The 26,022-nt window shown below is 46.7% G+C and carries 20 protein-coding genes; 16 read left to right on the top strand and 4 right to left on the bottom strand.

Going from position 1 to position 26,022, the window contains the following annotated elements; all coding sequences use genetic code 11:
- Window positions 1-7 precede the first annotated feature (7 nt).
- The 5 genes from SPB21_RS27190 to SPB21_RS27170 all read left to right on the top strand — a co-directional run bounded on the left by SPB21_RS27190 (window position 8) and on the right by SPB21_RS27170 (window position 4,906).
- On the top strand, window positions 8-1,219 hold the full coding sequence (locus SPB21_RS27190) for a TauD/TfdA family dioxygenase (protein WP_499868192.1): 1,212 nt from the start codon (window positions 8-10) through the stop codon (window positions 1,217-1,219).
- A gap of 348 nt (window positions 1,220-1,567) precedes the next feature.
- A complete protein-coding gene (locus tag SPB21_RS27185) occupies window positions 1,568-2,689 on the top strand; it encodes a saccharopine dehydrogenase family protein (RefSeq protein WP_499868190.1) in 1,122 nt (373 codons plus the stop codon).
- A 66-nt stretch (window positions 2,690-2,755) separates the two neighbouring features.
- Window positions 2,756-3,358: a class I SAM-dependent DNA methyltransferase gene (locus tag SPB21_RS27180; protein ID WP_499868188.1), complete on the top strand. Its 603-nt coding sequence runs from the start codon at window positions 2,756-2,758 to the stop codon at window positions 3,356-3,358.
- A gap of 94 nt (window positions 3,359-3,452) precedes the next feature.
- Window positions 3,453-4,538 carry an alpha/beta hydrolase gene (locus tag SPB21_RS27175; RefSeq protein WP_250565557.1) on the top strand — a complete coding sequence of 362 codons (1,086 nt, stop codon included), beginning with the start codon at window positions 3,453-3,455 and terminating at the stop codon, window positions 4,536-4,538.
- A 191-nt stretch (window positions 4,539-4,729) separates the two neighbouring features.
- Window positions 4,730-4,906, top strand: a complete 177-nt coding sequence (locus SPB21_RS27170; RefSeq protein WP_499062180.1) for a hypothetical protein — start codon at window positions 4,730-4,732, stop codon at window positions 4,904-4,906.
- A 13-nt stretch (window positions 4,907-4,919) separates the two neighbouring features.
- Here the strand turns inward: SPB21_RS27170 and SPB21_RS27165 are convergent, their stop codons facing one another.
- The 4 genes from SPB21_RS27165 to SPB21_RS27150 all read right to left on the bottom strand — a co-directional run bounded on the left by SPB21_RS27165 (window position 4,920) and on the right by SPB21_RS27150 (window position 8,731).
- Window positions 4,920-5,042, bottom strand: coding sequence for a hypothetical protein (locus SPB21_RS27165; RefSeq protein ID WP_499868187.1), 123 nt, complete (start codon window positions 5,040-5,042; stop codon window positions 4,920-4,922).
- A 165-nt stretch (window positions 5,043-5,207) separates the two neighbouring features.
- Entirely contained in the window at window positions 5,208-5,909 is a 702-nt protein-coding gene (locus SPB21_RS27160; RefSeq protein ID WP_499868186.1) for a choice-of-anchor K domain-containing protein, read from the bottom strand.
- Window positions 5,910-6,152: 243 nt separating this feature from the next.
- Window positions 6,153-6,959 (bottom strand): acetylornithine aminotransferase, encoded by an 807-nt coding sequence (locus SPB21_RS27155; RefSeq protein ID WP_499868185.1) that lies wholly within the window; start codon window positions 6,957-6,959, stop codon window positions 6,153-6,155.
- A 29-nt stretch (window positions 6,960-6,988) separates the two neighbouring features.
- Entirely contained in the window at window positions 6,989-8,731 is a 1,743-nt protein-coding gene (locus SPB21_RS27150) for a choice-of-anchor K domain-containing protein (protein ID WP_499868184.1), read from the bottom strand.
- Between the two features lie 382 nt (window positions 8,732-9,113).
- Between SPB21_RS27150 and SPB21_RS27145 the strand changes: the two genes are divergently transcribed.
- The 11 genes from SPB21_RS27145 to SPB21_RS27095 all read left to right on the top strand — a co-directional run bounded on the left by SPB21_RS27145 (window position 9,114) and on the right by SPB21_RS27095 (window position 25,894).
- The gene (locus tag SPB21_RS27145; protein WP_499868182.1) at window positions 9,114-10,871 is read left to right on the top strand and encodes an HAL/PAL/TAL family ammonia-lyase; all 1,758 of its coding nucleotides are present in this window, start codon (window positions 9,114-9,116) and stop codon (window positions 10,869-10,871) included.
- A 237-nt stretch (window positions 10,872-11,108) separates the two neighbouring features.
- The gene (locus tag SPB21_RS27140) at window positions 11,109-11,462 is read left to right on the top strand and encodes a hypothetical protein (RefSeq protein ID WP_499868180.1); all 354 of its coding nucleotides are present in this window, start codon (window positions 11,109-11,111) and stop codon (window positions 11,460-11,462) included.
- Between the two features lie 885 nt (window positions 11,463-12,347).
- Complete coding sequence (locus SPB21_RS27135) at window positions 12,348-14,384, top strand: S8 family peptidase (RefSeq protein ID WP_499868179.1); 2,037 nt, start codon at window positions 12,348-12,350, stop codon at window positions 14,382-14,384.
- A 157-nt stretch (window positions 14,385-14,541) separates the two neighbouring features.
- Window positions 14,542-14,796 carry a DUF5837 family cyanobactin class RiPP gene (locus SPB21_RS27130; RefSeq protein WP_163697929.1) on the top strand — a complete coding sequence of 85 codons (255 nt, stop codon included), beginning with the start codon at window positions 14,542-14,544 and terminating at the stop codon, window positions 14,794-14,796.
- 249 nt (window positions 14,797-15,045) lie between these two features.
- On the top strand, window positions 15,046-15,297 hold the full coding sequence (locus SPB21_RS27125; RefSeq protein WP_499868178.1) for a DUF5837 family cyanobactin class RiPP: 252 nt from the start codon (window positions 15,046-15,048) through the stop codon (window positions 15,295-15,297).
- Window positions 15,298-15,431: 134 nt separating this feature from the next.
- Window positions 15,432-15,695: a DUF5837 family cyanobactin class RiPP gene (locus SPB21_RS27120; protein WP_490794239.1), complete on the top strand. Its 264-nt coding sequence runs from the start codon at window positions 15,432-15,434 to the stop codon at window positions 15,693-15,695.
- Window positions 15,696-15,824: 129 nt separating this feature from the next.
- Window positions 15,825-16,031, top strand: coding sequence for a cyanobactin biosynthesis system PatB/AcyB/McaB family protein (locus SPB21_RS27115; RefSeq protein WP_163697922.1), 207 nt, complete (start codon window positions 15,825-15,827; stop codon window positions 16,029-16,031).
- Window positions 16,032-16,163: 132 nt separating this feature from the next.
- Window positions 16,164-19,625, top strand: coding sequence for a LamG-like jellyroll fold domain-containing protein (locus SPB21_RS27110; RefSeq protein ID WP_499868177.1), 3,462 nt, complete (start codon window positions 16,164-16,166; stop codon window positions 19,623-19,625).
- A 56-nt stretch (window positions 19,626-19,681) separates the two neighbouring features.
- Entirely contained in the window at window positions 19,682-22,012 is a 2,331-nt protein-coding gene (locus SPB21_RS27105; RefSeq protein ID WP_499868176.1) for a TOMM precursor leader peptide-binding protein, read from the top strand.
- Window position 22,013: 1 nt separating this feature from the next.
- Window positions 22,014-23,438 (top strand): SagB family peptide dehydrogenase, encoded by a 1,425-nt coding sequence (locus SPB21_RS27100; protein ID WP_499868175.1) that lies wholly within the window; start codon window positions 22,014-22,016, stop codon window positions 23,436-23,438.
- Window positions 23,439-23,491: 53 nt separating this feature from the next.
- Entirely contained in the window at window positions 23,492-25,894 is a 2,403-nt protein-coding gene (locus SPB21_RS27095; RefSeq protein ID WP_499868173.1) for a S8 family peptidase, read from the top strand.
- Window positions 25,895-26,022 lie beyond the last annotated feature (128 nt).

The following is a 26,022-nucleotide window of genomic DNA, read 5'->3' as shown; positions in this document are numbered from 1 at the left end:
CTGCGATATGAAATTAGCAAACCTTTGTTCAAAGCATCCTTGGAATCTTATTTTGCATCAACAAGATTTGGGGAAATCTGATATTTTCGAGACCCTTAAACAGCTCCATATTTCAGGTGAGATACAACCAGGGGATAAAATATCCTCTTATGACAAGGTTTCGCTTAATATTTTAGAGCAATTAGCTAAATTATTTCCTGGAGAGTATCGGTTGAGTGAACAAAGCCTATTGAACCAGAATGTTTGTCAGCAAGTACTTAGAGTATCACCTCCAGTTACTAGCAATACATTTGCAGAGCTCCCAATGTCAAAGGATCAACTAGATAAAGAATTAAGTGAGCATGGATATGCCCTATTTAGAGCAGATCAACCTTTTGATGAGAAGAAAATTACCGAATTAATTGGTGGGAAAGACAAGCTTATTAGCTATAAGCATGGTCTTAACGCACGAAATCAGGTTCCTCACTCAATTTTTTCCTATGTTACTCCCTGGTCACATAAGGAAGAAATACTGCCGCATAATGAACTAAGTCACCATACGGAATTTCCGAAATATGTTTGCTTTATGTGCAAACAACCTGCTCAGCATGGAGGAGAAACAACAATATATGATTGTGAACAAGCTTTCAAAAACCTGTCATCTACTTGCCAGCAAGAAATAAGAGGGAGGAATGTCGTCTTTGTAAGAAAACATGTCGAACAAAGAGATCATGAAGAGTATGACTCTAGTTGGCAAGATATTTCAGCTAGAAGTAGTCAAGATGCGATCGCTCATTGGGAAAATTTAGGCTACACCTGTCTTTTATATCAAGAAGATTACAACGGAACACCGATCGACGTTTTAGAAACTCAACTCGAACGTCCATTTGTCTATCATTATCAAGGCAGAACTTGTTTAAATGCGTCTGTGGTAGGTGCAGCGGCTTACTGGTATCGTCAGGTAATGGGCGATAAGAAGCCACAGCTGTCACTGCAATGGAATGATAGCAAACCTTTGCCTGAAGAACTGCTCCATGAAATGGAAGATGCTGTTAAACTGGCACGAATTTTCTATTTTGATAGATGGAGAGAGAACGATTTATTGATTTTAGATAATCTTAGAGTTGCCCATGGACGTCTTCCTTTTCTAGGTGATCGCTTAGTGGGAATTTTAATGGGGACAAAAGCAAGATTCAAATTTCAAGTAAATGAGTGGATTGTTGAAGAAACCTATAACTAGAGTTTGCTGTTGAAGCCTAGCCTTCATACTCAGCAAGGGTCTCATTTAGGCGGCGAGTTTTCAAGAGATCTGCTGATTCACTAATCTCGATTTTGAGGACACCGGCCATGATGGATTCCCAAGATACTCTAATGACCCCCTTATTTATAGCCCATTCTATGGGAATTAAAATAAGCCGAGTGTTTTATGTCATATCCCTCTTTTACCACTCCGGCTAGATAAAAATTAAGCTGAGAGTAATCCTGATTATTCTCAAATATATGTCTACCTCCAGAAATGCCCATCCACCATTAGATTTGTAGCAAATTCTTCTCTGATTTCTATAGGAAACGCCTGAATAAGAACGCTATGCATCATGTCACTATCTTAGGATCTGGAAAAATCGGATCCGCGATCGCTAAGCTCCTACATCGAAGCGATGATTACAACGTGTTGGTTGGCGATATTGATAGTCAATCCTTAGATCATTTATCTGCGCTAGTGCCAGTTAACACATCTGTTATTGATGTCACTGATGAAGCTGCGATCGCGGAAAAGTTAGAGAATCAAGATTGTGTTGTTTCTGCTTGTCCCTATTGGGTCAATCCAGGAATTTCCCGTGCCGCAGCAAAAGCTGGGGTCAGCTATTTCGACCTAACCGAAGATATCGCAACCACCAATGCCATTCGGACTGTTGCTGAGATGAGTTCTGATGGCTTGGTCTTTGTGCCCCAATGTGGTCTAGCTCCAGGATTTATTAGTATCCTTGCCCATCATCTGTGCAGCTACTTTGAGAGGCTTGACGAGGTCAAAATGCGGGTTGGTGCTCTGCCGCAATATCCCTCCAATAAGATGCAGTACAACCTTACCTGGTCTACAAAGGGGCTCATTAACGAATACTGTAACCCTTGTGATGCTATTCGCAACGGTCATAAAATCGAAGCGATTCCCTTGGAAGAGGTGGAGTATTTCTCCCTAGATGGCATCAATTACGAAGCGTTTAATACGTCTGGTGGGCTAGGAACTCTGTGCGAGACTCTCGATGGCAAGGTGCGTACTCTTAATTACAAAACTGTACGCTATCAGGGCCATCGAGATCTCATGGCCTTTTTAATCAACGAATTACGTTTAAGCGATCAACGTGACCTACTTAAAGAAATTTTTGAACGTGCCATTCCCACGACTCAGCAAGATGTAGTAGTTAGCTTCTGCACCATTAGTGGCTGGCGTAACGGTCGTTTCGAACAAATCAGCGATGCCCGCAAGATCTACCCGCTGAATTTATATGGAGAAACCCTGAGTTCTATCCAGATCTCAACAGCTGCCTCTCTTTGTGCAGTCGTGGATATGTATCTCAATGGCAAAATTCTCCAAAGTGGTTTCGTAAAACAAGAGCAAATCAATCTAGATGATTTTCTCGCAAACCGTTTTGGTCGTTACTACATCGAGACCAGCAAGATGTCCCAAGATCCCATGCTTTACATTGATTAGAAAACTAGAAAAGGCACAAATAATATCAAGTTAACAACTTTCAGATAGTGAATATTGATGAGGGAAATGCCTGAAACACTACCCAATGAGTGGTTGAAATGGATTTGCTCTAGCCAGAATCCAAATGAGCTACGTAGGAACTACGATCAGTGGGCCGCTACCTATGAAATAGATGTTAGTAGTATATGGAAACCGGTTCCATTAGCCGCAGCTCTCATGCTTTCAGAGCAGATAAGCAACAAACGAGGCGTGATCTTGGATGTTGGGGTTGGTACAGGTCTGGTGGGTATGGCCTTGGCAGAATTGGGATTCGACAATTTGATAGGTATTGATATCTCACCTGGGATGTTAGAACAAGCCGCTGAAAAAAGGATATATCGTTCCTTGATTTGCTGCGCCATCGGTGATGAACGATTCGGGGATCTAGAGCGGGTAAATGGCATTATTGCCACAGGTGTCTTTGCTGAAACTCATGCTGGTTCAGCGGAACTCAGGGCATTGCAAGAAAGGATTGAGCCTGAAGGTATCTTGGTTTTCACTGCACGTCGGAGCTTTCTGTCTAAACTCCAGGGCGTCCTTGATCAGCCAGGTTGGACGCTGATTGATACTAAAGTGATGCCGATTTATGACGATCCGGTGCATGTTCTCGCCTATAGAATTTACGCTTAATTTAAGGTGGAATGTGAGAGATTGCCTAGGCCAATACTCGATGTCTATGCACACAGCACGACTAGAGCGTAAAACAAAATCATCTTTGTGAACAATGAGTTCAGAATTGCAAAAACTCGAATGCATTAATCAGGAACTGGAAAAGCTCGGTGATATTGACCGTCATCAGTTATTGGAAATGAACGTGCTTCGAGAGAGCCAAGAGTTGGTTCATCGAGTCGGGGCAACCCATGGGGTTGGTCAACAATTACCATTCACAAAGCTATACTTACCAATGGCTTTCACAGGTATCTTAGAACCCAAGAAGTCAGTCAATGAAACCCATCGCGCCATCCAAATTCTGTTACCAGGCACAGGCACCACGTTCTCTGTAGCTGAGACACTCTGTGATGTTGCAGGAACCTTTCATGGGCGCAAAAGCAAGAACCGTGGAGGGGGGCGCAAAAGTAACCAAAGTTTGCTAACTCAATTACTGCCCGGGGATGAAACGTTCCGTGTGGCCTCTTTTCCCACTGATCTACCACTGAATGGCATGGGGTCGGATGCCCCATTTGAATTTGCTAGTAAGCAGGGACTGATGACGGTAATGCGTCATGTGCATCTTGTATTGTCAAGACTTTATCCCGATCGACCAGTTTTTATGGCTGGACGTAGCCAAGGCGGTATAGCGGCTATTTTGTATGCTCAGCATTATGAGGATCTAGCTGGGGCAATTGCGATCAATCCGCCCCATCCCGATCCTGAACTATTTCGATTCACTGTTCAATACTTAGAGGATAAGGCCAATGTTTTGGCTGATCTCCTCCATGCTCCAGGGGTGACCCTACATGATCGGAGTTGGAAAGCATACAAGACTTTCACGCCTTCTTTTGACTATCCATCTATGCGATCGCTATCGCCAATCTTGACGCTGGTTAGCTTGGGCGATCCGTTTAACTTGTTTCCCCAGTACGCTCATGCACTGAAAGCATTTTCCGACAATGACGAAAAAAACCAGTTGCACATCCTTGATGCAGGACATAATCTTTGGGATAGAAAATCAACCGATATGTATCGAGAGGTCATTAATTTGCAAGCCCAATTCATGGTAGATCAAATGAGTGAAGTGGGGAAAAATCAGGCTCTTCCGGTCCGGCCTAGATATGGGAAAGAGTTCCTGAGCGCGAGAAATATGGAGTAGTGAATTTTAGTAAAGGATAGAGAAAAAGTCGGGGTCTTCTCTTTGTGCCATCTTCTTTCTGACTGAGCGGTTGCACTCATGTCTGTACACAGCAGGCAATGATTGCCACAAGGATGGGGGAGTTTCGTGTTTTCAAAAAAAGTCTGCGCAACCACAAACGTATCATCTCTTGAGTAAAACCGGAGAAGATTATGCTGAGATCTTGCACCTGGCAAGGCAGCATTAACCCGCATTGGACTCAAAGTCGCAAGGCTAACTGGCTCAAAACCGCTCAAGCGGTTAAAGAATCCCTAAAAGCTCTATATTTAGAGCTGCCCAGCCAACCTTGTCCCTTGAGTGGACAGCCCTCAATTAGCGTTGGGTTTTGAACCCAACGTGGGTTTAAGCTTCACTTTGAACCGCTGAACCTGGCAACGGATCACGGCTCGTGGGGTCGAAATCCCAGAGCCGATAACCCCCAGTGTCCGGCACCCAGTCCAAGACATAACGATTAATATTCAACATGTATTCTTCCTAAATTTTCTCAATCAGGTTGATTGAGTCTGAAGCTTTGGGTAGCGTAGATACCAAAGTGTGAAAAGGGTAATCTAGCATTAGAAAGACTAAAACATCTTTTTAGAGTGAAATAGTCTTGGGTAGATGCACACGAGCAATAAACAGCGAAGAGCCCTATTTTATCTCGACAAATTGTCCTAGCAACTGGACGGCATTTGCTTGATTTTCCAAAGTAACAAACTGCCCCCCTACTTGATTATTTTGAGAAAACCCTGCAAGGCATAAAGCATATTGCTTCCCATCAACGATTACAGTTTCTTGAGATCGACTATTATTGATAGAAACCGTATCAGGGCAAGGTGGGCCAAACCCAGGTGTTTGAGGACAGGTTCCATTGACACCATCATTCGGTGTTTCATTATGGTCAAACTGGAAATTGAAACTCACTTCAACTCCATTAATGGTTACCGTTAACTGCAAAGTAGCAGAACGGATGCTGTAACCATAAACAGGATAGTTGTGATGAACAAAGGTTCCTAAAACAAAATAAGAACCATCCAGAGAAACTGATGCTGAACTAATGCCTTCAAAGTAATAGGAACTTTGCTGGCTTGTATAATTTCCCTGTCCCCAACAAATCTGGTTCGTCCCAACACCAGTTAAAGACGTTGAGCCAGGAACCGCTTCAACGATATTTGACCAAACCCCAACAGTACTTACAAACAAGGCGAGAGATGATATCTGTTGAGTGATATTTCCAAATTGACCAGGAATGATATTTCCAGATTGACCAGGAATAACGTAACCCGTTTGGCCAGGAATAACGTAACTTGTTTGCCCTGAGCTCCCAGAACCTGGTGGGCAACAACAAACCACAAAAATTGGTGGTACTTGGGGAGGCTTACTTGATCCGGGAGGCGGCTGGACAGGTGGGGCTATGGTAGGTTTGGTCGGGGGACATACGGTTCCTCCACCCCCACAAGGCCCACAAGGCTTAGGACATTTGGGGCGGCAACGAGGACTTCTTCTACGACAACCCATAGGAATAATTTTCTCCTCAACGAATAACAAAGGTGTTCAACTATATTTCTCAGATGTCAGAGTTGGAAAATTCTAGATTCAAATATCTTGAAACTGTCCAACTTGACCTCCCAATTTGACCAGGTTTTGTTGCTCTGATCGCTCAGGGAAGAAATCTGAATCACAGATGACACTTTGAGCAATGGCACGACCCAGGCGCGCGGCCTTGACATTATTCTTTGTGTCCATATCTGCCTCTAGGCTAATAGAGGCAAAAAATCGCGCATCACAAAAAATCCCACAGTCAACAGTCGTTTCATAGTCAACTTCAGCGACTTCAATATGAGAATGCAGTTCACATTCATAACATGAGCTTTTTTGTTCATTGCCGATGCGTCCTGCTTTAACCAAGGCCGTTTCAATGCTGATTGAGCTATGGTTACTACAAAAGACGAGCGAAGGCGATGATGATGATGATGGAGATAGGTGGCAATTTTCTATCTCAAGATCTGAAAAACCTGTGACATTAACAGAAGCTAAATCTAACCCTTTAACAATCACAGAAGAAGCATAGCTTATCGCCAGCCCGAAGTCAGCATCTTCCCGTATGGGCATGATTTTCACGACATCAGGATTAGTAGGAGAGCCAATAATTTCTACCTGTCGTGCATCATGACCATAGATTTGAACCGCATCATAGGTTCCTGGTTCAACCACAATGATGAGATCAAAGTTTTGGCTAAAGTCATAATTTCTATTGGCCCAAACAACAGCATAATCAATGGTTGCAAACGGGTTAGTGTCGGTCCCTTGCCCCGTTTCGTCAGAGCCAGTAGGGGCGACGTATAGTTTTAAGCTCGCAGTTAAGATCTGCTTACTCTCAGAAATAAGCATTGTTTTAGACATGATGGCAATAAAAAAATACAGCAGCAGTATTAGTTAGCGCTAACAGCAGCAGAAGGGGTATTCACTTCCACAAACTGGCACAGAAGTTGAGCAACATTCACCTGATTCTCCAAAGTGATAAATTTGCTCTCAATTTGATTGTTTTGGGAAAAGCCAACAATACATAAAGCGTATTGTCTACCATTGATGGTCACTGTCTCTTGAGAGTAATTATTGCTAATTGAAACAACATCAGGACAAGGTGGAGAAAAGTTAGGCGTTAGAGGGCAGGTTCCATTGATGCCATTATTAGGCACCTCATTGTGGTTGAATTGGAAATTGAAATTGACATCAACACCGTTGATTTTAACTATCAACTTCAAGATGGCAGAGCGAATACCATAACCATAGATAGGATAGTTGTAGTGGCTAAATGTTCCTAAGGTAAAGTAAGTACCATCTAAAGCAATGGACATCGCTGCGATACCTTCAAAGGTATAAGCGCTTTGGTTACCTTGAGAACCAGGATTTCCCCAGCTAATCTGATTAGTCCCAAGCCCGTTCAAATAGGTGTAGCCAGGTGCAGATTCTAGGACATTTAACCAAACCCCAAGGCTGCTGATAGAGAATACGGTAGACGATATTTGTTGTGTAACCGTTCCTGTGCCACCACCAATGACCGTTGGCCCTGTTACTACTCCACCCGGAAAACCTGTTCCAGGACGTCCACCACTCCCGGTTATTGTTGTCCCAGTTGTAGTACCGCCACCAATGACTGTTGTACCGCCACCAATGACCGTTGGGCCTGTCCTGCTACCACCATTAATAATCGTTGAACCAGAAATACCGCCACCAACTACTGTCGGGTTTGTTTTACCACCATTAATAATCGTTGAACCAGAAATACCGCCACCAACTACTGTCGGGTTTGTTTTACCACCATTAATAATCGTTGAACCAGAGGTAACACCACCAATGACTGTTGGGTTGGGGTTGCCACCGCCAATGACTGTTGGGCCTAGCTTACCGCCACTAATCACCGTTGGGGCTAGGTTCCCTGGGATTACACTGGTTGGTTGCCCGGTTATGTAAATTGGCTGCACGGGTGTTGGGCAGGGACAGGGCGGACAAACAATGACGTAGCAGGGCGGGACTGTAACTGGCTCCACAATCTCTGGTGATGGATCCTCAATCAATACCAACTTGCCATAAATTTCAGCCTTGTTATCTCGACTCTCAGCCGTTTTGAAGTTTCTAGTGACTTTTCCACCCTGCAAAAAACCAGTGATGGTCAGTGCGTAAACTTTTCCCTGAATGGTGACTTTTTCTTGGGACGTAATTTCTGGAATGGAAACAATATCTGGGACAGGCCCAGGAACATTGGGAGTTTCATTATGCTGAAATACGACGTCAAACTCTTTTATGCCTGCGCCCTGAATATTAATAGACAGTTTAAGAACTGCCCCGGAGATACTATAATCCCCTGTAATCGTATAATTGAAATGAGTAAATGTCCCTAATAAACAGTCTTCCCCATCTAGGGTGAGAACTGATTGAGTTAAACCGTCAAATCGATAGGCACTTTGTCGATTTTGTGGATTGTCTGTAGTATAAGGCACCCCCCAATTGACCTGGCTTGTAGCAATTCCACTCAGTCTACTTTTTGCCGTATCTCCCTTATGTTTAACCGAAGTCCAAACCCCTGAAGTACTTGCTGTTACGCTTGCAGAAGTTGGAATTAAGGGAGGGGGGATGATCGGGGGTGACGTACTGGCAATAATGGATGGAGGCATATCAATTTCTCCTGAAATTACCTGACCCCATCGTAGTCAAGGTAATTAGGAAAAGTAAAGACGGAAAGGTCGGTCAAACATTTGTTTTTTCGACTCATTGAGTGCTGTATTTTAAAAGGATTGACATTCCTCATAACAATTGATTTGTAAAAATATATATCTCCAATCTGTTAGGATCTGCATCATTCCCTTTATGCTGGTTTTATTGACACTGGCCAGCAGAGCGAGAAAATTTGGGCACTGAAGTTATAGACGATTTTAGCTATTGATTATTCAATGCTACTGCTGTATAAGCAAGCAACCCCTCAAAAACGGTATTCGTCAGCTCAAATCAGGTGAACAGGGTCAATACTACTGATATAAGGATTGCCAGAGGTAAACCATGAAAATCAAAGTCCAATCTCTGAGTCTATCTGTATTAACAATCCTATGTCTTAATTCAACAGCAGTAAGTGTGCGTGCTAATGAGAATCTGGAAAATTATCTAGAAAATACACCTGCTTTAACGAATTCAGAAACATCACAAGCGATCGCACTACTCAGTCAGAGCAGCCAAACAATCTCTCTTACAGGTCAAGATTTAACCACAGCGGATGTGGTTCAGGTTGCTAGACATGGAGCTAGGGTCACCATTAGTGATGAGATATTCGCGCGCGTTCAGCGTTCCCATGACATCCTCTTATTGGCGGCTGAAAGTGGACACCAGATTTACGGACTGACTGCCGGAGTAGGGCTGAATAAAGATCAGGCATTTGTCGATGCTAGCGGTGGCTTAAGTGAAGAAGTGATTCAGCTCTCTAGAGAATTTAACCGTAAATTGATCTACGCCCACAGCGCGGGTGCAGGGCCTGAAATGTCCGAGGAGGTGGTGCGAGCCATTATGGCCACTCGGCTCAATTCTATTCTCTTCGGCTCAACGGGTGTCCAGCCTAGAGTTGCAGAACTCTACCGAGACTTCTTGAACAATGATATTACCCCTGTCACGCCTTCGCGAGGGTCCGTTGGTGAGGCTGATATTACCTTAATTACCCATATCGGGCTCGCCATGATAGGCGAGGGAGATGTGTATTTTCGAGGTCAAAAAGTCCCAGCACGTCAAGCCTTGGATGCCGTTGGGCTAGAACCGCTAGTCCCCTTTGGTAAAGATGCGCTTTCCATTCTTAGTTCCAATGCCTATTCAGCCGCCCTTGGAGCACTGGCGATTGAAGACTTAAGGCAGTTGCTGGAAGTCAATAAGCTTTTGTTTGTCCTGAGTTTGGAAGCCTTGGATGGCAATATTGAACCGTTTCTGCAAGATACCCATGTCATCCGCCCCTTCCCCTATGTCAATTCAGTGGCGATGGATATTCGCACACTGTTAGCAGATAGTTATTTATGGGAGCCATCCGAAAATCGAGCCCTCCAGGATCCCCTAAGTTTCCGCACGGGAGCCTATACCTTAGGCGCGGTGGAGCGATCGCTAGCAGCGTTGGCAACCCAGGTGCAGATTCAACTCAATTCTTCAGATGATAACCCTGCTGTGGTTCTAGACGTGGTGGCCCCTTCGGATCGGCCTGAAGAAGTGTCCCATTATGTGGATAAAGACGGGCTGACAGGCGCTTTGATTCCAACGGGAAACTTTTCGCCGTTGCCCTGGGTGATTTCGTTTCAGGAGGCTGCGATCGCCCTCAGCCATTTGTCCAATGCCTCGGCTCAGCGCACCATTAAACTGGCAGATCCGCACTTTACCTATCTCAGTCGATTTTTAGGCACTGAAAATACCTTTCATGCCTATGGTGCCATCCAAAAAGTCTTCGCATCTTTGGCCGCAGAGAATCAATCGTTAGCGCTTCCCGTATCTATGGATTTGGTATCAATCGCAGGGAACATTGAGGATACATCAACGAATGCCCCTCGCGTGGTTCGGCGCTTTCACCAAATGATTGACAACCACTATTACATTCTGGGAATTGAAATGATGCATGTGGCTCAAGCGATTGACTTGAGACAGCAAGCCTACCCAGATTTGAGATTATCGGGAACAACTCGATCTTTCTTCAATGATTATCGACAAGTAGTTCCGTTTTTAGATGTTGATCGTGTGCTTACTCCTGATATTGAAGGTTCTTATTTATTCCTCAGAGAATATCCATTGAACTAATCTTTCTCGATAACTTGATATAGCGATCGCAAGTGGATATTGGTGAGGGTTGAGCTTGTATCGCTAAGGTCGTATGTGTGGGATACAACAGACACAGGCTGACTTACCCATAGGCAAGCTCAAACATACGCTGACCATGCTCAGGATTTTAATTGATGTAATCGCAGGAATTTTTCATTGGGAAGGATCTAAAAAGCTTTTAAAACATTTGCCAAACATGCCCGCGAAGGAACTTTATTGATTCTTGGAGTTTACAATGCTTTTTTGTGTGTAGGCAATTTCAAGACCCATGTTACATATGATATTCCATCGGGCAAATATGCCGGAACATCTAAAGCAACATTTGATTTTGTCGACCTTGAACAACGATTAATTGGTAAACGCATTTGGGCTATTTCGAGTTTAGAAGATACGGAGAAAGAAAATTATTTTGAGTTTCGTTTGTTTTCAGCAATGGAGCTGGAATACTATTCAAACGACTATGGGTTTAAGGTTGTGGAAAAAATCGACATTTCAAAAGAGAAAACACACATCCTCTTTCATGTACGTTGTTTATTGTGTCTGTGTCTCAGGGAGAGTAATCAGCATTGACCTTCAAAGTGGGCTATGACCTGGCTTGACGGCCAACGATTGGTTTTGCGGGGGCTATTTTCGAGCTGATGGGAGTATAGAAGACAGCCATTATCATCGGCGTTCCCTGAACGAAACCATGATGTATCACATCAAAACCATGTTCACAGGAAAGGTGTCTGCACATTATTGAAGGCTAAGAAGGCAGTCAGCGTAAAGCCTGATTATTCGATCATTTAGCCTGTTTGAGTCAGATTAAATATAAAGAAAAATAAATAAGTCGGAATTGTCGGCTATAAATTGAAACTCAGGCGATTTTCAAGATTTACTACTTATAGGCTGATAAGATTGTGAAATGGAACCAAGCGTTAATGGGTAAAGAATTTATCATCAATGGGAGACTTTCTGGCAAAGATTCTAATCAGTGTGATAGCCCAATGCCATAAAGCATTCAAACATTGAAGGATGCAGTCATTTGATGTGGACTAAACTTGTAGCATCATCCATAATTCATGCTATTAATTATTCTGTTAGGGATGAGATCATCCTGATCTCATTTAAGGTGAATTTACCAAACAAGCTGACTTTAGTTTGCCGAACGTCTGAGTTGGAGCTAACTTATTAGCGACAATTCCGTCAATTCCGAACTATTCATTATCACTGTGTTGTTTTCCCTTTAGCTTAAGATTAAATTACCGAACAATCCGACTTTACTTCGCTAATATCTGAGGCTAAGATAACGATGTGAGTGATTCTCTAGCATTTGTATTATAACGACTTTCACTCACGCAAGGTGCATCGAACCCATTAGCTGTCAGGCCTTTACGCTTTAAACCTATCTCTCATCAGATAGAGAAACGCTATAAATTGTCATCCAAAGGCTGAATACTCTTCAGCTCTTCAGTAATGCCGCAAAAAATACTCGGCTCATCAGAAGTCTGTATTGCTATTTTAGATGGTCAAGTTGACTTGAATCATCCTTGCTTTCAAGGGGCAGACTTGACGTTGCTTCCTTCTCTCGTGAGTGATGAAGTAGTCTCCAATGGCCGAATGTCACTTCACGGTACGCATGTTACTAGCGTACTTTTTGGTCAGCCAGGAAGTCCGGTAGTTGGAATTTCTCCTCGCTGTAAAGGGCTAATTATTCCAGTCTTTTCTGATGGCGGACGATCCCCGTCCCAGCTTGATTTGGCTCGGGCAATTGAACAGGCGGTCAACGCTGGCGCACACATCATTAATATCAGTGGAGGACAACTAACGGATGAAGGAGAAGCGGAAGGTTGGTTAGAGCGTGCGGTGCAGCTTTGCCAAGACAACAACGTCTTAATTGTTGCCGCCGCCGGAAATGATGGCTGCGATTGTTTGCATGTTCCTGCTGCCTTACCCGCTGTCTTAGCGGTAGGGGCCATGGATGGCGAAGGTCAACCGATGGCGTTTAGCAACTGGGGAGAAATCTATCAGAAACAAGGCATTTTGGCTTCTGGGGAAAATATCTTGGGAGCCAGACCTGACGGGGGTACCGTTCAGCTGAGCGGCACGAGTTTTGCCACACCGATCGTAGCTGGTGTGGCCGCGCTGTTGCTCAGTTTACAGATGGAGCGAGGAGAAACGCCTGATCCTCAAAAGGTGCGGACGGCTATTTTGCAGACGGCATTGCCCTGTCATGCCGATCCAGAACAGGGAGATCAATGTTTGGCAGGAATGTTAAACACTGCAGGCTTATTTGAATTGTTTACAGGAGGAATAATGTCAGAACCATCCGAAACCATTGTGGCAGCTGGCTGTGGCTGTGGTAGTGGGGCAGATATAGACAGCTCTGGAGAAGGTGAAATGGAAGAGATTAGCTCATCAGGTACACCGGACGAACAGATGGCGGTTAGGGCTCAGTCTGAAGTGGGAGAAAATGCTCACCCTGAGGTACCGCGCGACCTGGTGCCAGCGGGCAGTGCTCCGCCCGTTGGCACCTCAGTTACTCCGTCAATTCCCGCTGTTGCGGTGGCCCAGCCATCGCTTGATCAAATATCCACTCATCAATCATCTAATCGCAAATCCTCCATGTCTAACTTTGTGACTGCCAGCCAAGCGCCGAGCGATTTGGTCGATAGCCAACTTGTTTATGCCCTTGGCACCCTCGGATACGACTTTGGCTCTGAAGCCAGACGCGATTCATTTAAGCAACTGATGCCCGCCTATACTACGGGAGACGTGACGGTTCCTGCGAATCCCCACGATGCTCGGCAAATGGTGGATTACTTAGGTGCGAGCCCGTCGGAGGCGCGATCGCTGATCTGGACGTTGAATATTGAATTAACACCGGTCTATGCGATCGAACCTGAAGGGGCCTACGGTCGTGATGTTTATGCTGCTTTGCAGGAATTACTGGCAGGACAGGTACAGTCTGAAAGCAGCGAATCCTATGTGGAACGGGTCAGCATCCCTGGTATTTTAACGGGGCGTACCGTTAAGCTATTTTCGGGCCAGGTCGTGCCGCTGATTGTGCCCCAAAGCCCACGGGGAATCTATGGCTGGAAAGTTAACACCCTCGTCAGTGCGGCCATGGAAACGGTGCAAACAACGGCTGAAGGTGCCAGTGAAGAGGCGATGCGGCGTACCCTGGGCAGCTTCCTCAACCGGATTTACTACGATCTGCGTAACCTGGGCACCACATCCCAGGATCGGGCCATTAACTTTGCGGCGACTAATGCGTTTCAAGCCGCCTCTGCGTTTGCTGAAGCGGTGGCCACCGGGATGGAATTGGACAGCATCAATGTGGAGAAAAGTCCCTTCTGTCGACAGGATAGCGATTGTTGGGATGTGAAGTTGAAATTCTTTGATCCTGAAAATAGCCTCCGCGCTAAGAAGATCTTCCGCTTCACAATCGATGTGAGTGATTTGATTCCTGTGACACTGGGCGAAGTTAGAACCTGGTCGTCACCCTATTAAACAGTCTTCTTTCACCCAAAGAAGCGGCCTGACCCACCGATTGAAGTAGGTAAAGGCCAACAGTAGACTGACAGTCGAGACTTTGAACGATTAAGTCTATTTACTGCTTCAAAGACGGGTCGAAACTCAAATGAACTCATGATAGGAGAAATGTCTTATGGACAAGAAGAACTTGATGCCTAACCAGGCCAGCCCGATCAATCGGATGACTACAGGGCAATTGCCTCCAGAACTAGCAGAACTAGCCGAAGAGACCTTGTGCAGCCACGACGAAGCGATCACACCATCTGGTTCCTGTTTCTCTAATATCAGCTGTGCTGCTGGTGGTGTTTTTGGTTTCGGTATTGGTGGTTTTAATGATGCTAAGTTTTGTGCTGGCCTTTGCTCTTATGAGGGAGATGACACCGAGTAGTTTCTACTGCCATTTTCTCATTTTTGCTTAGCATTTTAAGAGATGCTTGGCAGCGTGGGTTAATCCACAGCTTTTCGCAAAAAAAAGTTTGCATACCAACAGTCTTCTTTTACTCAAAGAAGCGGCCTGACCCACCGTTCGAAGCAGGCAAAAGGAAACAGAAAATGAATAGCTGACTTTTAACGGTTCAGTTTATTTACTGCTTCAAAGACGGGTCTAAAATCAAGCAAAATATTAGGAGAAATTCCCATGGACAAGAAGAATCTGATGCCTAACCAAGCCCATCCGATCAGTCGGTTGACGTCAGGGCAACTGCCTCCAGAATTGGCGGAACTAGCTGAAGAAACCCTATGTAGCCATGACGGAGGAGATATTACACCGTCTAATGCCGGTAGTGCTTCTATCGCCTGTGCTGCTGGTGGTGTTTTTGGTTTCGGCATTGGTGGTTTTAATAGAGCCGAGTTCTGTTTTTGTTCTCATGACGGAGATGATGCTGAATAGAGCCTAATAACATCATGAGGCAGACGTGAAAAGGTAGAAGTTAGAAATAGCATTTAGCTTTTACCTTTTTACGTCAAGCTTCTTCAAATGCCATTCAAGACTCAAACGAATCCTGAATATAGAATAAGACACCCATGGATAAGAAAAACCTGATGCCCAACCAGGCTCACCCAATTAGTCGCATCACTACCGGTCAACTGCCTCCAGAACTGGCAGAATTGTCTGAAGAGACCTTATGCACTTATAACGAAGGAAACATCGTACCGTCTAGTAGTGCCGGTCTTCTCTGTTTCAGGATCGTTATTTGCAATGCCCTTGGTTTCTTTGGGGCAGCTGGGGGTGGCTTTAATAACGCGAATTTGGGCACTTGCTCCTATGCCGGAGATGGCGTTGAATAGGGTCTGCTTCTAGTAACATATTCTGTTTGAAAAGATTAGGAAAAGTACAAAGAGAGCAACTCATATCCTCCTTTTTTCCTAATTTCTCATTATTGATTTATCTCAATTTAGTCAAAGGACACTAAATCCATGAGACTTCCCAAACAATCATCACCAGTCAAGCGTCCTGACCTAATCCAACCCCACGAAACCGTGGATGTTGTTCACGGCAGCATTGAGGAACTGGTCTCCATTCGGATAGACTTGCTGCATGGCGCTAACTATAACGATCCACCCGCTTTTCAACACCGTACTTATCAACAACTCAAAGGCTCTAGTTGGGGCCATAGAAGATAGATACCCTCCTCTACTTTTTAAGTACTAAAAGTAATTGAGTCCCGAATCGTTGTTTTCCCTCAGTGGAGGATGATCGCCCTGTGGCTATCTTATTACTCAAGCAGCGGTTCATCAGTATAGAGATTTGGCGCTATGGCTCAAGTAAATTCATCCCAGCAACCAAATAACACCCCAGCCTCGAACTCTCCTGCTCTTTCACCGGTTCTTTCCTTTAATGGCCAGGGTGATTGTGTCGATTTAGGCGTGAAACCGTCCTTTAAAGTCCAGAAGCATCTAACACTAGAACTTTGGGTCTGGATCGAAAGCCAACGACAATGGGCTGGACTTGTCTCTAAGGTTTTTGATACGGGGTCTACTGAAAGTGGGTATGGACTATTGCTAGATGGTAGTAGCGGCGTCTACTTTGGTGTAAAAGTTCCTCGTCACCAGATGGAATACCTGAGTAGCGGTGCCGGTACTGTGCCCTTGAAAGAATGGCATCACATCGCTGCAACGTATGATGGCGAGTGCTTGCGCGTGTATGTGGATGGTGTGGAAAAAGCGCTTCAAACCCTGGTTGATTCCAGCATTGATTACGTCCCTGATAACAATTTACGGATTGGGATGTACCGGGATGATAATGAGACTTACGCCTTTCACGGCAGCATTGCCGATGTGCGACTGTGGGAGGTCGCCCGCACCCAAGCTGAGATTCAGGGAGCAATGGGTCGTCGTCTAACCGGTACAGAGGCAGGTTTAGTCGGTTATTGGCCCATGGCTGAAGGGTCTGGTACTACTACTAATGACCACACTACAAATACAAGCCATGGCTCCATTAGTGGAGCGAGCTGGAGCGAGTCAGCCTTACCTATCCTCAATCCCACTGAGGCCGCTGAAAGTTCTGCACAGATCGCGACAGTAACGCTGCCTAACAATAGCACAATCAAGCTGAAGTCGTGGAAAGGGGATTACCTGCATCGCCCTGACTCGGCTCAAGGCGTTACCAGCTGGAGTACAGGCGTTGGGAACGAATGGATCGTTGAAGCGATCGATAACAACAAAATCAAGCTAAAGTCGTGGAAAGGAGATTACCTGCATCGCCCTGACTCGGCTCAAGGGGTGACGACCTGGCATACAGGCGTTGGGAACGAGTGGACGGTTGAAGCGATCGATAACAACAAAATCAAGCTAAAGTCGTGGAAAGGGGATTACCTGCATCGCCCTGATTCGACCCAAGGCGTGACCAGCTGGAGTACGGGCGTTGGTAATGAGTGGGTGCTGAAAACAATCAACACCCCAACATCAGAGTCTCCCCAAGTATTACAGTTTGATGGCCAGGATGATTATGTAGCCGTTGCGATTGCCCCCTGGGAAACATCAACCTTTTCCATCGAACTGTGGGCTAAGGCTGCAACTATCTCCCAGAGAAACTACTCTTCCTTGTTCAATAGTTGGGATGGAGCGACGCCAAAGGGGTCTTTCCAACTAGATATCTTGAATGGCTCTTATCGGTTTCTCCACAGCAATACTCAGCTTTTGTTCACACAGGTGAGTGAAGAATGGCTGCACTTAGCTGTGACCTATGATGGCTCGACCTTGGTTACCTACGTTAATGGTGAGATTGCTAACCAACGGAAGAAAGCCTTAACCATTAGCTTTAAAGACTATATTTTTGGTCGCAATCGTAATCGCGGATGTCTATTTAAGGGGGAATTGAGTGAGATTCGCATCTGGAATCGAGCTAGAACTCAAGCTGAGATTCAGGCAGATGGAACCTGCCGCCTGACCGGTAATGAACCGGGGTTAGTCGCCTATTTCCCAATCAGTGAAGGGGTTGGCAACACCACAAATGATAAGACAACGGATGCCAAGCAAGGCAACATTTATGGTGCCACTTGGACAACTTCGTCTGGCTTACCAATCGCAGCTGGAACCCCTCATCAGCTAGATGCCACAACAACTCAACCGGAGACAATTCGTCAGCCAGAGACCACGAATCCACCAGAGACCACGAATCCACCAGACACCACAAGTCCACCAGAGACCACGAGTCCACCAGCCATGACAACACAACCTGATACAACAACGTCTACTTTGAGATGGGTTTTACAGTTTGATGGGATAGATGATTATGTTGAATTGCCACCGGCAAGCATTCCTTCTGGTAAGGAAATCACCTGTAGCTTTTGGGCTTTCGGCGGAGATGCCTTACCCAATAATAATTCACTATTTGCTGCATTTGATGCGGCGGGAACTCGCCTTCTAAACATCCATTTACCTTGGGGGAATGGATCTATATATTTTGATTGTGGCTGTGTTAATAGCACCTATGACCGCATAAATAAGCAGAGTAGTCCAGCTGAGTTCAAGGGTAAATGGTCCCATTGGGCGTTTACTAAAAACTGTGCAACGGGCGAAATGAAAATCTATTTGAATGGTGCATTGTGGCACAGTGGATCGGGCAAGACACTCCCAATCCCCAATGCCATAAGAGCCCAATTTGGCAGCTATGCGGCTGGTTCTTATCACTATCAAGGAATGTTGGCGGAAGTTCAGTTTTGGAATTACGCCCGTTCCCAAGCCGAAATTCGGCAGTCTATGAACTCTGCACTAATGGGAACTGAAGCTGGATTAATCAGCTACTACCCCATGCAGCGAGGTGCAGGCAACACGATTCTCAACAAAATTGGCGACACCTACGACGGCACCATGCAGGGGGCCATGTGGATGTCTAACGCTGGTCTGTCGATCGCCCCTGTTCCTGTCAGTCCACCAAGACCTACCCCTATGCCACCTAACCCAGTCACTCCAATCACAACTTCTCCCGCACCACTCTCTATTATCGAGAGTTGTCAGCCTGTCTTAAAGCTGGGGCAAAATCATCAGGGAATTGCCGTTGGTAGCGGTGCCCTGTCGCCCCAGGGACAATTCACCCTAGAAGCTTGGATTTGCCCCAGCGGCATCACTGGACAGCAAGTGATTCTGGCAGATGGGGAAGCTCTGTTGTATCTGGAAGGGGGCGACCTTAAGTTTCGAGCTAATGCCAATGCTGAGCCCCTTGCCTCCAAAAATGCTGGCCTGACGGCGGGCAATTGGTATCACGTTGCGGTGGTTTGCAGCGGTTCCCAGGCTGATGGCACCAAGCTCTATTTCAGTGGTGAACGAAATGATAATCAGCTGGCGAGTGGCGCGATCGCATCAGGTGGCAGCACCTACCTGGGGGGCCATCCCAACCTGGCTGATGCGAAATTCCAGGGCTATTTAACCGAGGTTCGGGTCTGGCGATTGGTGCGATCGCAAGCAGAAATCAAAGCCAATATGTCCTACCGCCTCACCGGTCAAGAACTGGGATTGATCCGCTACTGGCCATTGAATGAGGGTTCTGGAGCCAAGATTTCCGACAAAACAACCTACCGAGCACCCGGAAATCTGATGGGTGAAATCACCTATGAAGAAGTAGACGTTCCCCTAAAACTACAGCTCGAACCCCAGGAGCGATTAACCCGATCCACCGGATTGGAAGATTATGGCTACTGGTATAGAGAAATGGCAAAACAACAGAAAGCAAAGACAGAGGCAGATCCCCCTTTCCTGCGGGGCCGGATCTGGCGATGAGTGCCCTTGGAAACTCTTCTTCTTGCCGCAAGCACCTCAGTCTATCTGAATGAAGCATGAAAAACCCCCAAATCAAGCCCCATTTTCGTCTAGAAATCATTGAGCCCAAACACGTTTATCTGTTGAGTGAATATTCCACCCAAGCACTCACGGGAGGGCTTTACTGCCAAATTTTGCCCCTGTTGAATGGACAGCACACCCGTGAAGAGCTGATTCAAAAACTGGATGGTCAAGTACCACCTGAGCATATACATTACGTGCTCGATCGCTTGCAAGACAGAGGCTTTCTAACGGATGCGGCCCATGAACTAACCCCAGAGATGGCGGCATTTTGGAGCGGGTTGGGTGTGGAACCTCAGCAGGTGGCAGAGTACTTACCGCAGAGCCAGGTAACGGTGACGGCGATTGGAGCAACGAATCCTCAGCCGTTGCTCGATGCTCTCCAGGCGATTGGCATTCCAGTGCAACAACGACAGTTAAAGGACTGCCTAGGAGCGGGGGCAGCTAGGAAAACAGAAGCCAAGAATTCTTTATGGGTTGTGCTGACGGATGATTATCTTCAGCCTGAGCTCAGACAGATTAATCAAAACGCCTTGAGCACTCAGCAACCCTGGCTGTTGATCAAGCCCATGGGGAATATGCTTTGGTTCGGCCCCATCTTTCATCCCGGTCAAACGGGGTGTTGGGCCTGCTTAGCGCAGCGCTTGTGGGGCAATCGCGAGGTGGAATCGTCGGTGTTACGGCAAAAAGGGAAGCTGGGTCAGAACGGTAACGCAAGCGATCATCAGGCGTGTTTACCCGTAGCATTTGCTGAGTTTCCGGCGATGGTGCAGACAGCCATTGGGCTGACGACAACTGAGATCGCAAAGTGGCTAGTGCAGCAGAGCATCACAGACTCACCGATCCAGACGTTAGCCGGAAAAGTGATCACACTGGATCAGGCCACCCTGACATTAAAGACCCATCAATCACCCCATCGTCCGCAATGTCCTGCTTGTGGCGATGCTGACTGCATCAGTCAACAAGTTAACCAGCCGCTTGCCCTCACGAGTCGCAAAAAGTTGTTCACCCAAGATGGGGGACATCGGGCTTTTACCCCAGAACAAATTGTCAGCCGTCATGAGCATTTGATTAGCCCGATTACCGGCGTGGTCAGCAGTCTGGTGCGCTCATCCGCCCCGGATAATTCTTTTGTGCATACCTACAATGCTGTGCATGCCTTTGGGTCGGCGGCTAGCCTGAATCAACTGCGACAATCGCTGCGGCACAAAAGTGGTGGCAAAGGCAAAACCGATCACCAGTCGAAAGCCAGTGGATTCTGTGAAGCGATTGAACGCTATTCGGGTATCTATCAGGGCGACGAACCCAGGATGCGTGCCACTTTTATGGAGTTGGACGGGGCCGCCATTCATCCCTACCAATGTTTGCTATTTAGTGAGCGACAATATCAAAATCGAGAGCAGTTGAATCAGGCAGCACGGGTCGAGCATGATTGGATTGCTCAACCCTTTGATAACACTCAAACTATTGATTGGACACCTGTTTGGTCACTCACCGAACAAACCCATAAATATCTCCCCACCGCATTTTGTTATTACAACTACAAATTACCCAAAGGGCAGCGCTTCTGTTCGGCAGACTCCAACGGCAATGCAGCCGGTGGAACATTAGAGGATGCCATTCTTCAGGGCTTTTTAGAATTGGCGGAACGGGATAGCGTGGCTCTCTGGTGGTACAACCGCTTACCGCGTCCGGGGGTAGATTTAGCCAGTTTCAACGACCCCTATTTACTAGATTTGCAAGCCTGGTACAAAACTCACCAGCGAGAACTGTGGGTCTTAGACTTAACAACAGACTTAAACATTCCAGCCTTTGCTGCGGTTTCTCGGTATACCGGTGACGATCAAGAATACATTGTTGCTGGCTATGGCGCGCACTTCGACCCTAAAATTGCCATCTCACGCGCGGTCACAGAGGTGAACCAGATGGGAGGCCACCTGCCAGAAAAGCATCCTCCCACCGAAGCGGACTCAGCCCTGAACTATTGGTTCACCCAGGCAACAATCGCCAACCAGCCCTATCTGGCTCCTGCCCCCCAAGTCCCGTTCAAACAATACACTGACTATCAGCAGGAGTGGAGTGATGACATTCATCAAGATGTCTTGCAGTGTGTTGAAGTCGTCAGACGAGCAGGACTAGAGATGTTGGTGTTGAACCAGACTCGTCCTGACATTGGCTTACCTGTGGTTAAAGTTATTGTGCCGGGACTGCGCCACTTCTGGTCACGCTTTGGGGCCGGACGCCTATACGATGTGCCGGTAAAACTAGGTTGGCTGTCGGCATCGCTGGCAGAAGAGCAGATGAATCCCATGCCCATGGTGTTTTAAGATGGCTGATCTTTTCACTCTCTCCTTTAGATCCGATATTACCCTTGAGGTGGAAGCCGAGCAGATTGCCTTGCGATCGCCCCAACAGACCCTGACATTGGATCATCCTCAACCGGGTTTAAAGGCCGCCTTAGAGCACCTAAAATATTCAGCACTCACCCTCACCCAGTTGGTGGCTAAGGTGGTAGAACTGGATGGGCCTGAAGCGGGTCTCACCTTTGAGCCTGAATTACAAAAACTGATTCGCCTGGGCTGGATCTGCCATTCTGTTCTTCCCCTGGTAACGGCTATTCCAATTACGGATAATTACCAGTTCGAAGATGGTAGTGCAGATGGCAGTGCAGATGGGCCATGGCAACTACCAACGCTTTCTCGCTTTGCTTTTTTGCATCAGGACAACCAGCAATTCGTTCTAGAGTCTCCCTTATCCAAAGCCAAGATTGTTCTGTGGGATTATCGAGCTGCTGCGATGGTGGCAAAGTTGGCTACCCCTAATAAATCTCTGACCTTAGAGGAGATTACAGAGACACTGATTGATCTAGATACTGCCCAACGCTTTATACAGTTATTAATCGCCACTGGCATGGCAATTGTTGAACCTGAACCTAAGGCGTTGACCCACTGGGAATTTCATAGCCTATTGTTTCATCGTCAAACTCGATTGCAACGATTAGACGACCCACACCAAGCGGAATTGCCTTTCTTTGAAGATCGCGATCGCTATCCCACCCTCAAACCCCCCATGGGCGATCAGGTGATCTCATTAGTCAAACCTGATCTGGCCCATGTGACAGCCAACGATATGTCACTAACCCAGGCGATCGAGGCGCGTCAGTCCCTTCGAGAATATGACGATCAGCCCATTTCGATTGATCAATTGGGAGAGTTCTTATATCGCTGTGCCAGGGTGAAAGAACTCTCTACCCTGGAAAAAGATTGGCTCAATATTAAAGAATTCACTCAGCGCCCCTACCCCTGTGGCGGAGCCTTATATGAATTAGAAATTTATCCCGTCATCAATGAGTGTGAGGGGTTGGCGGCAGGGCTCTATCATTACCAACCCCTCGCCCACACATTACACCTACTTGTTGATGGACAATCTCCCGTAGAAAATTTGCTTTACGATGCCTGGAAGGCAACGGGACAACAAGATATTCCCCAGGTTCTGTTAATCATTACAGCCCGATTTGGTCGCTTGTTCTGGAAATACCCCAGTTTTGGTTACGGCTTAATTTTGAAACATATTGGCGTGCTATATCAGACCTTTTATTTGGTGGCCACAGCGATGCAATTAGCCCCCTGTGCGATCGGATCAGGGAACTCAGAGCAATTTTGTAAAGTGGCCGCCCTGGATGAGATTGAAGAAGCATCTGTCGGAGAGTTTAGTCTCGGTTCATTAAAGCGACATAATCACGAGCTGCCCTAAACGTTTCACCTGTCTGATAACGCCATTCACCTCTCATTTAACCTGAAGCTACCATGCCTGACTTTGCTGCTATTCCTGGATTTGCTGCCCTCCAATCGCTGACCCTTGGAGATTCTCGCATCAAAATCGCGGTTTTGGACGGGCCTGCCGATCTTGATCGCACCTGTTTCAAAGGTGCCAATTTGAGCCGAGTCAACCCCTATTGGCAAGAAGAGCTGGAGCCCATTGATCCGGTCTATATTCAGCAGGAACTCAAAATCAGAGCACTGACGGAGCAACGAAAAGCGCTGAAAAAGTCCATGAAGGAATGCGAAAAGCAGGATGCAGAGATTATCCTTTCGACTCCAACCGATGGCAACGGTGAGCCGCGATCGCAATTAAATACTCAGGTGACACCCTCTGAGTTAGGGTGCACGACTGGCCCACTGAGAAAAATTTTCAATGCTTTGCTAGAAGACATGGATGCCCCTTTGCGGGAGCACTATCGTCAGTTAAGGGATGCCAAGCAACTATCATCGCCATCGCCCAAAACCCTCCAAAACATTGACCATACCGCTGCCATTGACGCCTTAGAAGCAGAAATAAAAGAGCTGGTAGAAGCGATTCCTGAATCAGTGAAAATACGTTTGAATGGGGTTTTCCACGCCACAGGTATTTTTGGCACAATGTTTGGGCAACCGGGCTCTCCAGTCGAAGGGATAGCCCCCCACTGCACAGCAATCAACATTCCCCTGTTTGAGACGGCAACAACCGGTGAAGCCCTATCCCCCCTGAGTCTAGCCCATGCCTTTAACCTGGCACGGGACCTGGGGGTACATATCATTCATTGTGCGGCTTGCCACCCTACCCAAACCGGATTTGCCCACGAAATGATTCAGAAAGCCGTCCAGCAATGCCAGGAAAACAATATCCTAATTGTGGCTCCGGCAGGCAACGACAAGGGGGAATGCTTTTGTGTTCCTGCCGTTCTCCCCAATGTTCTGTCCGTCGGCATGATGAAAGATGATGGGCAACCTGCCAGCTATAGCAATTGGGGCGGACAGTATCAGCACCAAGGTATTCTGGCTCCAGGTGAGAACATTGTAGCCGCTCAACCAGGCACTAATGAACCTGCTCGTCAAGAAGGTACAAGTTTATCCGCTCCCCTGATGACCGGTCTCTCTGCGTTATTAATGAGTTTGCAACTGCAACGCGGTGAGCAACCGAATGCAGAAGCTGTGCGGTTGGCTTGGCTGAATAGCGCCCTGCCTTGCGATCCTGAAACGGTTGAAGAACCCGAGCGCTGTTTGGCGGGTCGGTTAAATCTTGCGGGTGCTTATCACTGCCTGACTGGACAATCGTTGCCTGGGGTGCAACCGGCTACGGTCATGCCGTCAACTATAACGCGGCCCACGGCCAATCTTCTGGCCCTCGGCCTGGTTGAACCGGCACCGATCCACGCCCCAGTTGCACCCCTCAAAGCAGCACCTAGCCCTGAACCAACACCAATCCTAACGGCGACAGTTCCGGTCCCACAACCCGTTTCTCTCCCCACTGTTCTCCCTGCTGCCGCCTCTGCTCCAGTCGCCCCGCCAGCGACGACCCTTTCTTCAGCGACTGTAACACCCAGTGCAGTCTCCAACAAAGTGTATGCCTTGGGAACCATCGGCTATGACTTTGGCACTGAAGCGCGACGCGACACCTTCAAGCAAAAGATGCCAGCTGTTGCCAGTGATGGCACGATCGTGCCGGCCAATCCCTATGATGCTCGTCAGATGGTGAACTATCTGGATCAGAACCCAACGGCAGCAAAATCGCTCATCTGGACACTGAACTTAGACTTAAATCCCATCTATGTGGTTGAGCCTAAGAATGCGTTTGCTAATGATATTTACGAGACTCTAATCCAAATGCTAGCGGGGCAGTTGGAAGCGGAAAACAGCGAAGATTACATTGAGCGGGTGAGCATACCTGGGCGCTTGCAACATAAAACGGTAGACCTGTTTTCGGGACAGGTTTTGCCTGTGGTCGAAATTGAAAATTCGCGGGGAATGTATGGTTGGCAAGTCAATGAATTAGTCCGTTCGGCCTTTACAATGGTTCGCGATCGCATCCCCACAGCTACCGATGTCGCCATGCAGCGTTCATTAGACAGTTTTTTGCAGCGCATCTACTTTGAATTGGGAAATTTGGGACAACTTGCTCGGGAGCGCGCCCTTAACTTTGCCGCCACTAATGCCTTCCAAGCTGCATCTACTTTTGCTGAAGCGATTGCCCTAGGGATGCAACTTGATAGCATTGAGGTTGAAAAAAGCCCTTTCTGCCGCATTAATAGCGACTGCTGGGACGTGATACTGATGTTTTTAGATCCAGAAAACAGTCATCGAGCAAAAAAGGTATTCCGCTTCACAATTGATGTAAAAGATACCGTTCCAGTGACGTTAGGGGACGTGCGATCATGGTCAGTACTCCGATAGTAATCCCTCAGGAGTATTGGAAGATTACTATAAAACAAATCTCTTTTATCCAAAAAATTTAGAGAAAATTCAAAAATATAGATAGGCGATGATTTCTTTGCAAAGAATCATCTATCGCATCCTCTGCA

It is taken from the genome of Leptothoe sp. ISB3NOV94-8A (genome assembly GCF_043421595.1).
Lineage (GTDB): Bacteria > Cyanobacteriota > Cyanobacteriia > Phormidesmidales > Phormidesmidaceae > Leptothoe > Leptothoe turfae.
Note: the sequence above shows the minus strand (reverse complement) of the source record. Positions and strands in the feature narration are given on the sequence as shown.